This window comes from Methylobacterium sp. WL9, assembly GCF_008040035.1.
Lineage (GTDB): Bacteria > Pseudomonadota > Alphaproteobacteria > Rhizobiales > Beijerinckiaceae > Methylobacterium > Methylobacterium thuringiense.
Map to the genome: position 1 here is coordinate 1 of NZ_VRVE01000127.1, position 8,392 is coordinate 8,392.

The 8,392-nt window shown below is 69.6% G+C and carries 8 protein-coding genes; 4 read left to right on the forward strand and 4 right to left on the reverse strand.

Features of this window, described 5'->3' with window-relative positions:
* The 3 genes from FV217_RS21205 to FV217_RS21215 form a co-directional block, all read left to right on the forward strand.
* Positions 1-809 (forward strand): YncE family protein (locus FV217_RS21205; RefSeq protein WP_147820442.1); only part of this gene is annotated, 809 nt, incomplete at its 5' end.
* Positions 806-1,327 carry a hypothetical protein gene (locus FV217_RS21210; RefSeq protein WP_147820444.1) on the forward strand — a complete coding sequence of 174 codons (522 nt, stop codon included), beginning with the start codon at positions 806-808 and terminating at the stop codon, positions 1,325-1,327. The genes FV217_RS21205 and FV217_RS21210, both read left to right, overlap by 4 nt.
* The gene (locus FV217_RS21215) at positions 1,327-2,037 is read left to right on the forward strand and encodes a response regulator transcription factor (RefSeq protein WP_147820456.1); all 711 of its coding nucleotides are present in this window, start codon (positions 1,327-1,329) and stop codon (positions 2,035-2,037) included. Before FV217_RS21210 ends, FV217_RS21215 begins: the two co-directional genes overlap by 1 nt.
* Before the next feature lie 340 nt (positions 2,038-2,377).
* Here FV217_RS21215 and hisN read toward each other — a convergent pair whose 3' ends face one another.
* From hisN to zwf, 4 genes are all read right to left on the reverse strand, one after another.
* Positions 2,378-3,169, reverse strand: a complete 792-nt coding sequence (hisN, locus tag FV217_RS21220; protein WP_147820446.1) for a histidinol-phosphatase — start codon at positions 3,167-3,169, stop codon at positions 2,378-2,380.
* 101 nt (positions 3,170-3,270) lie between these two features.
* Positions 3,271-3,696, reverse strand: coding sequence for a SufE family protein (locus FV217_RS21225; protein ID WP_147820448.1), 426 nt, complete (start codon positions 3,694-3,696; stop codon positions 3,271-3,273).
* 88 nt (positions 3,697-3,784) lie between these two features.
* On the reverse strand, positions 3,785-4,834 hold the full coding sequence (locus FV217_RS21230; RefSeq protein WP_147820450.1) for a PAS domain S-box protein: 1,050 nt from the start codon (positions 4,832-4,834) through the stop codon (positions 3,785-3,787).
* Between the two features lie 203 nt (positions 4,835-5,037).
* Positions 5,038-6,516 (reverse strand): glucose-6-phosphate dehydrogenase, encoded by a 1,479-nt coding sequence (zwf, locus tag FV217_RS21235; protein WP_147820452.1) that lies wholly within the window; start codon positions 6,514-6,516, stop codon positions 5,038-5,040.
* Between the two features lie 398 nt (positions 6,517-6,914).
* On the opposite strand from zwf, the gene FV217_RS21240 reads away from it, so the two are divergent.
* The coding region (locus FV217_RS21240; protein ID WP_246683093.1) for a L,D-transpeptidase family protein at positions 6,915-8,392 on the forward strand (1,478 nt) is incomplete at its 3' end.

The window sequence follows — 8,392 nt, forward strand, 5'->3', positions numbered from 1 at the left end:
GCCCGGCCTCCTGGCTGGCGACGAAGACCGAGGCGGCGGATGCGCAGGGCCGGCTCTACCTCTCGCATCCCGACCATGGCGCGATCACGATCGTCGAGGGCGGCACCAGCCGGGTGCTGAAGCGCCTGCCCTATGCGGGGCAGGCCTTCGGCATCGCGGTCGAGCCGCAGGGCCGCTACCTCTATCTCGGGGATTGGAAGGCGGCCCGGGTCGTGCGCCTCTCAACCGAGACCGGAGCCGTGGAGGGCGGCGTCGCCGTGGGCAAGGATCCGGCGAACCTCGTGCTCGACCGGGCCGGCCGGCTCTGGGTCGCCGACCGCGAGAGCCATCAGGTCAGCGTGATCGACACCGCCCGCATGGAGCGGATCGCCACGATTCCCGTCGGCGAAGCGCCGTTCGCCCTGGGCTTGAGCCCCGCGCAGGACAGGCTGTACGTCGCGAACGTACGCAGCAACGATCTCAGCGTGATCGATACGGCGGCGCTGAAGCGCATCGCCACCGTGCCCGTCGGCAAGATGCCCTACGGCGTCGCGACGAGCGTCGACGGCCTACGGGTGCTCGTCACCAACCAGCATGCCGGCACGGTCTCGGTCGTCGACGCGGCGAGCCTCGCGGTCACCGGCACCGTCAAGGTCGGGCGCTATCCGGAGGGCATCGTGGTCAGCGGCACGCGCGCCTATGTCGCCAACTGGTTCTCGGAGGACGTCTCGGTGATCGATCTGTCGACCCTCAGCGAAACCGGCCGGATCAAGGTCGGCGAGGGGCCGCGCAATCTCGGCCTGTCGCAGGGCGGGGAGGCCGTCCGATGAGGGCCCCGGCGCTTCTTCCGGTCGTCGTCCTCCTCGCCCTCGGCGGCTGCGGTGGCGGGGACGAGGCCGAGACCAAGAGCGAGGATCAGGCCATCGTCGCGACGCAGTCGGATGCCGACATCCCGGCCTGGCTCTCGCCGACGGATCCGATGGAGACCGGCCGCTGGCTCGCGAGCCGCGAGGCCGGGAAGCCGGTGCCGAACGACGACGCGGCGAGCGCGCAGATGCGGCGCAGCCTCGGCCGAGCGCAGTCCTTCTTCATCGAGGACCCGCGCATGATCGCCAACCGCACGGTGCAGCTCGGCCAGATGCTCGGCGAGGCCGGCAAGAAGGAGGGCTACGAGGCGCTGATCGAGGGCCTGACCCGCGTCGCGCAGGGTGCCCGGGGCCGGCAACTCTATGGAGAGATGTGCCAGCACTATTACAACACCCGCCAGCAGGGCGACGACCGCGACGCGACGCTCGTCAAGCTCGCGGAACGCTATGGCGCGCAGCGCGAGGAGAAGGCCAAGCCGTGATGGCCGTCGAGCGCAGCACCCGGTCCAGGGGCGATCCCCGCGGCGAGGCGGCGACGCCGACGAGCGTCCTCCTCGTCGACGATCACCCGGTCGTGTTGAGCGGGTTCCGCCACGTGGTGGAGGATCTGTCGGAGAGCCTCGGGATCGAGCGGATCCACGAGGCCGGCGACATCGTCTCGGGATACCGGATCTTCCACAAGCTCCGCCCCGGCATGGTGGTCGCCGACCTCAGCTTTCAGGACCGGGATCTCTCGGGCCTGTCGCTGATCCGGCGGATGCGCGCGCTGCAGCCGGACGTGCGCGTCCTCGCCTTCAGCATGCACGACGATCCGGTGGTGGTGTCGCGCGCCCTCGAAAGCGGGGCGCTCGGCTACGTCCTCAAGGATGCGCCGACGGCGACGATCGTCGAGGCCTTCACCACGGTGCGGGCCGGGCGCGGCTTCCTCGAACACCGGCTTGCCACCAAAGTCGCCATGCTCAACATGCGCGGGCATGGCCCGCCGCTCGGCACGCTCAACGCCCGGGAGCTGCAGATCCTCTCGCTGCTGAGCAAGGGCAAGTCCTACCGCGTCATCGCGGACAACCTCTCGGTGAGCTACCGCACGGTCATCGGCGCCTGCTCCAGCATGCGCCAGAAGCTCGGCGTGCAGACGCTGGCGGAGCTGATCCACGTCGCGGTGAGCCGGAACAAGCTCGACATGGGAGTGTGATCGCTCCGGGAGGTGATACCGTTTCTGGTTGAACTCCTTCGGCGTACCCCGCCCCCTTCCCTGGACGGGTGGAGCGTCAGCGGAACCCGATCCGGGGTCCAGCATGAGGACGTCGCGAAGCGTCGAAACGTCTGCGCCGTTCGAATCGAGCCGCTGGCGCGGCCCTTATATTTGCGCTGGGTCCCGGATCACCTTCCACTGCGTTCCAGGAGTCCGGGAAAGGGCCGTGGCATCGACCGGAAACGGTCTGATAGCTCGCGCCTTGGACCGCGACGCTTCCGGTAGCCACCACAATCCTCCAGCTTCATCGCAAACGCAGCGCCACGATGGCGGGATCGGATTACGGATTGAGGATCGCCAGCGCCTGCTCGTGCAGGCGGCGGTCGCCCGCAGCGACGACGCGGCCGCCGCCCGTCGCCGGGCCGCCGTCCCAGGAGGTGATCACCCCGCCGGCGCCCGCGACGATCGGGATCAGGGCGACGATGTCGTAGGGCTGCAGGCCGGCTTCCACCACAAGGTCGATCTGGCCGGCGGCGAGCATGCAATAGGCGTAGCAATCGGTGCCGTAGCGCGACATCTTCACGGCCGACTCGATCCGGCCGAAGCGCTCGCGCTCCTCGCCCTCGGCGAACAGGCGCGGATCGGTGGTCGCCAGGATCGCGTCGGCGAGTTTGTCGGTGCGGCGGGTGCGGAGAGTCCGCTCCCCCTTCGCGGTGCGGATGGTGGCGCCGCCGCCGTCGCCCAGGAAGCGCTCGCCGAGATAGGGCTGGTGCATCAGCCCGCGCACGGCGGTGCCGTTCCGGGTCAGGCCGATCAGCGTGCCCCAGGTCGGCAGACCGGAAATGAAGGCGCGGGTGCCGTCGATCGGGTCGAGCACCCAGACGCATTCGGCGTCGGTCTGCTCCGCGCCGAATTCCTCGCCGAGGATGCCGTGCGTCGGAAAGGTCGCCCGGATCATCCGGCGCATGGTGGCTTCGGCCGCGCGGTCGGCCTCCGTCACCGGATCGAAGCCGCGGCCGGAGCCGCTGGCCTTGTCGTCCATGCCGAAATGCGCGCGGAAGAACGGCAGGATCGCCGCGCCCGACTGCGTGGCGAGGTCCTCCATGAAGCGGGCGAGATCGACGACGCTCATTGGTGGCCCATCGCTGGATTTCGCGAGAGGCCCGAAGCCTGCTCAAGGAGCACGATCGAAGGCTGCTCGCGAGGCCCAGGTCAACCGGCAACACCGATATTTCAAGCCGCCGCGAAGCGCTTCGCGTCGTGCTGGATGCGCGCCACCATGGCCCGCACGCCGTTGGAGCGCTTCGACGTCACGTGCGAACCGAAATCGAGCCGGCGGAAGATATCGAGGCCGTCGGTGGTCGCGGCGTCCTGAGGCGTCTTGCCATCGTAGAGCGAGACCATCAGGGCGACGAAGCCGCGCACGATGCTGGAATCGCTGTCGCCGCGCAGCGACAGGCGCGGCTCCGGGGCGGCCGGGTCGAGTCCGACGTCGAGCCAGACCTGGCTCTCGCAGCCATGCACGCGGTTGTCCTCTGTCTGCCGGGCTTCGGGCAGAGCCTCCATCTCGCGGCCGAGCTCGATGATGTAGCCGTAGCGCTGCTCCCAATCCTCGATCAGCTCGAAGTTGTCGATGATGTCGTCGATGGGAGGCAGCATGGAAGCGGTCGAACTCGTCGGGTGTTGTGTCCTGGGACCGATATAGGCCGGGCGGCGTCGCGAGGCGATCCATCCGGCCTGCGCCGGATCAGCCGGGACCGTGCACCCGCGCCTCGGGCAGTTGCAGGTCGAGGGGATGCGCGCGGGTGGCGTCGCCGCTCACCGCGATCTCGGCCTGGGCCGCATAGGCCGCGATCAACCGGGGTCCGAGCTTCGGCACGCCCGGCTTGCCCGCGGCGGCCGCCTCCCCCGATCCCGAGACGATCGACAACCGCACCGGTTCGCCGACGCCCGCGACGATATCGATACCGATGCCGCAGCTCACCGATTCCGCGGTGGCGTCGAGGCATTCGGCCACCACCTCCGCGACGATCATGCCCAGTGCGTTGGCGGTGCGCGGCTCGACCAGACTGGTGCCCGATCCGCCGACGGTGACGCCGATGCGGCCCGCCCGGCGCAGCTGGCCGAGACCGGAGGCGAGGCGGTGCAGGTAGTCGCGCAGGTCGATCGAAGCGATGTGCGGGGCCTCGTGCAGGTGCTGCTGCACCAGGGCGATGGCGCGCACGCGCTGTCCCAGCGCATCGAAGCTACCCCGGCACGGCTCGGGCGCGGCCCGGCCGTAGAGGCCGATCAGGCTGACCATCACCTGCAGGTTGTTGCGGACCCGGTGATAGATCTCGGCGAGCAGCGTCTCCTTCTCGACCAGCGCCGCCTCGGCATGATCCTCGGCGTTCTTGCGGTCCGTGATGTCGAAGCAGGAGCCGAGATAGCCGGTGAAGGTGCCGTCCTCGACGAGCGGCCGGGCGGTGTCGAGCAGCCAGCGATAGGAGCCGTCGTTCCGGCGCAGGCGGAATTCGATGCTGAAGGGCTCACGCGCCTCGAAGGCCTCGGCGGCGATCTGGGCGTGACGCTCGAAATCGTCCGGGTGAAGGCCGCTGCGCCAGCCGTCGCCGAGCTCTTCCTCACGCGGCCGCCCGGTGAACTGAAGCCAGCACTCGTTGTGATGCAACGCCCGGCCACGCGGGTCCGAGCGCCACATCATCAGGGGCACGTAATCCGCGAACCGGCGAAAATCGTCGCAGACGGCCCGCGGGGCCGCCTCCGGTGTCGTGTCTGTCGGTGGGGTGTCCGAAACCATTCCGCCGTTCGATCTGCGATGAGTGCACGGCCCGTCTCGATCCATGGGCTCGCGGCGGTCAACGTGCCTCCTGTGGGCGCGTTCCGGTCGATTTTGAGATGCTATGTACGGTTGTATACGTGCAGCGCGGCTGTCCGTCGAAACGGCGCCGGTCCGCGACGGCCTGCGGGGCGAAACATGCAGGACGAACGATTGCCGCCGGGTCAGCGGATCTCTTCGTGCCAGGTGCGCCCGTCGCGCTCGATCAGGGCGATCGCAGCGGTCGGCCCCCAGCTTCCCGCGGCGTAGGGGCGCGGCGGCTCGGGACGGTCGGCCCAGGCCTGGAGCAGCCTGTCGGCCCATTCCCAGGCGGCCTCGACCTCGTCGCGGCGCATGAACAGGGTGGCGTTGCCGCGCACCACGTCCATCAGCAGGCGCTCGTAGGAATCGGGATAGCGCTGCTTGAAGGTCTCCTCGAAGGAGATGTCGAGGTTGGTCGGCCTCAGGCGCATGCCGCCGGGGCCGGGATCCTTGGTCATCACCTCGAGCTTCATGCCCTCCTCCGGCTGCAGCCGGATCACGAGCCGGTTCGGCTCGCGCCCGAAGGCCTCGTCGGGGAAGATCGAGAACGGCGAAGCGCGGAACTGCACCACGATCTCGGAATGCTTGCTCGGCAGGCGCTTGCCGGTACGCAGGTAGAACGGCACCCCGGCCCAGCGGGCGGAGCGCACCTCGAGCTTCAGGGCGACGAAGGTCTCGGTGCGGCTGGTGGAATCGCCGCCGAGGTCGGTCTGGTAGCTCGGGACGCTCTTGCCCGCGACCGCGCCCGCCGCGTACTGGCCGCGCACCGTGACCGCCTGCACGTCCGCCGGGGTGATGGGCTTGAGGGCGCGCAGCACCTTCAGCTTCTCGTCGCGCACCGAGTTGGCGTCGAGCGAGAGCGGGCTCTCCATGGCGGTCAGGCAGAGCAGCTGCAGGATGTGGTTCTGCACCATGTCGCGCAGCGCGCCGGAGGTGTCGTAATAGCCGCCGCGGCCCTCGACGCCGACCGTCTCGCCCACCGTGATCTGGACGTGGTCGATGACGTCGGCGTTCCAGAGCCGCTCGAAGATGGTGTTGGCGAAGCGCAGAGCCAGCAGGTTCTGCACCGTCTCCTTGCCGAGATAATGGTCGATCCGGAAGATCTGGCTCTCGGGGAAGACCGCCCCGACGCTGTCGTTGATGGCCTGGGCGGATTTCAGGTCCTTGCCGATCGGCTTCTCCAGCACCACGCGGGTCTTCTCGCCGACGAGGCCGCAGCGCTCGATGTTCCGGCAGATCGCACCGTAGAGGTCGGGCGAGGTAGCGAGGTAGAACGGCCGGATCTGGTCGGGCCGCTCGTCGAGCAGCGCCTTCAGTTCGTCCCAGCCGTCGTCGCCGAGGGCGTCGACCGCGACGTACTGCACGTGGTCGACGAAGCTCGTGAGCGAGGCCTCGTCGAGATGATGCGAGGGCACGAACTCGCGCAGGGCCTCCCGTGCCCGATCGCGAAAGGCCTCGGTCGACAGCTCCGTGCGCGAGGCTCCGATGATGCGGCTCGAGCCGGGGATCTGGCCGTCGCGGAACCGATAGTACAGGGCGGGCAGCAGCTTGCGCCGGGTCAGGTCGCCGGTTGCGCCGAACACCACGTAGTCGAAGGAGGCGACGGGGATGATGGTGGCCAAAGGCTAAGCTCCCGTGGACTTGCGGCGTCGCGGCGATCCGGTCGGGCCGGGCCGCGGCGCGCGACCCTATCCTCCGGGCCATGGCCTTCGCAACGCCCGTGCCTCTCGGGAGCCTGCTGCGCGCGAGCGGCGCATGGCGGGCAGCGAGGCCCCGGCGGCAGCGGGCCGGGAAGGACACCCGAGGGCGTAAAACCCTGACCCGCCGGACGTTCGGTCCCGCACGCGGCACCGGAGCGACGCGGGCCTTGTAGACCCACCGATGCCGGGACGCACCCCGGATCGCTACGCACGGAGCCATCGACCGGCGGCGTGCCGATCCGCACCCGGCCGGGCGGCGGATGAGGAGAATGGTAACCATCCACGCGCATCGTCCTCCCACGACCCAATCGAGGCCGGCGATGTTGTTGCGTCACCACACCCCCAGCCGTGCCACGGCGCTCGCGCCGATCACGGTGCTCCTGCTGATGGGCGTCGCCATCGCCGAGCCCGCGCAGGACGCGCGGCCAGCGGCCGCGCCGCTGCCACTCTCGGTCCAGCCCACGTCGCAGGAGCCGGCACCCGCCGCCTCACCGCCGGCCGTCCAGACCGCGCAGCCCCAAACGCCCAAAAAATCGCGAGAACTGCCGGCGACCGTCTTCGCCAAAGTCTCGGAGGACCCGACGCCGACGCTGGCGCCAGCAACCTTTCTCGCCACCATGCGCATGGCCGAACACTACAAGGTGCTCGCCGAGGCCGGCGGCTGGAGCCCGGTCCCGGCCGGCACCAGCCTGAAGCCGGGCGACCGCAACCCGGCCATAGCGGCCTTGCGCGGCCACCTCGTCATGACCGGCGACCTCGCGGCGAACGCCACGCATTCCGACCTCTACGACGAGACGCTGGTGACGGCGGTGAAAGCCTTCCAGGCCCGCCACGGCCTGCCGGAATCGGGCCTCGTCCAGCGTCTCACCGTCGCCGCGCTGAACGTCCCGGCCAGCGTGCGCCAGCGCCAGCTCGCGGCCTCGGCCGAGCGGCTGATCGGCTCGAAGTTTCCCTTCGGCGAGCGCTACGTCGTCGTGAACATCCCCTCGGCGACCGTCGAGGCGGTGGAGAACGGCGGCGTCGCCCGCCGCTACGTCGCCGTCGTCGGCAAGCCCGACAAGGCGACGCCCTCGGTCGAGACCCGCGTCACCGACGTCAACCTCAACCCGACCTGGACCCTGCCCGTCTCGGTGATCAAGAACGAGATCATCCCGACGATGCGCAAGAACCCGGGCTATCTCGCCAAGAACCACATCCGCATGCTCGGCCCCGGCGGCGTCGAGGTCGATTCCACGACCTTCGACTGGAGCGGCGAGAAGGCGGTCAACTACATGCTGCGGCAGGATTCCGGCTTCGACAACTCGCTCGGCCAAGTCCGAATCGACATGCCGAACAAGTTTGCCGTCTACATGCACGACACGCCCTCGAAGTCGCTGTTTGCCGGCAACGTCCGCTTCCATTCCCACGGCTGCGTCCGCGTCGGGCAGGTCAAGGAATTCGCGGCCTGGCTGCTGCAGGGCACCGAGGGACCGAACGGCGCCGGCTCGACCTGGGGTCCGATCGAGATCGAGAGCGGCATCGCCACCGGCGAGAAGCGCGACATCAAGCTGGTGAAGCCGGTGCCGGTCACCTTCGTCTACCTCACCGGCTACGCCACGCCGGACGGCCGCGCGCATTTTCGCGACGACATCTACGGGTTGGACACGCCCGGCACGCCGGCCCCGTCGGCGGCCACCGACGTCGTCACCACCGGCTCGATCACCCCGCGCCCTGTCATCAAGCCGGCCCGCGCCGGACAGGCCGTGCCGACCACCGCCGACCTCGTGCCGGCGGCGCGCCCTACCGTCCGCGCCAAGCC

Bases quoted from the DNA above. Each gene is read 5' to 3' on its own strand.
- FV217_RS21210 (WP_147820444.1), top strand. From the start codon at position 806: ATGAGGGCCCCGGCGCTTCTTCCGGTCGTCGTCCTCCTCGCCCTCGGC.
- FV217_RS21215 (WP_147820456.1), top strand. From the start codon at position 1,327: ATGGCCGTCGAGCGCAGCACCCGGTCCAGGGGCGATCCCCGCGGCGAG.
- hisN (WP_147820446.1), bottom strand. From the start codon at position 3,169: ATGAGCGTCGTCGATCTCGCCCGCTTCATGGAGGACCTCGCCACGCAG.
- FV217_RS21225 (WP_147820448.1), bottom strand. From the start codon at position 3,696: ATGCTGCCTCCCATCGACGACATCATCGACAACTTCGAGCTGATCGAG.
- FV217_RS21230 (WP_147820450.1), bottom strand. From the start codon at position 4,834: ATGGTTTCGGACACCCCACCGACAGACACGACACCGGAGGCGGCCCCG.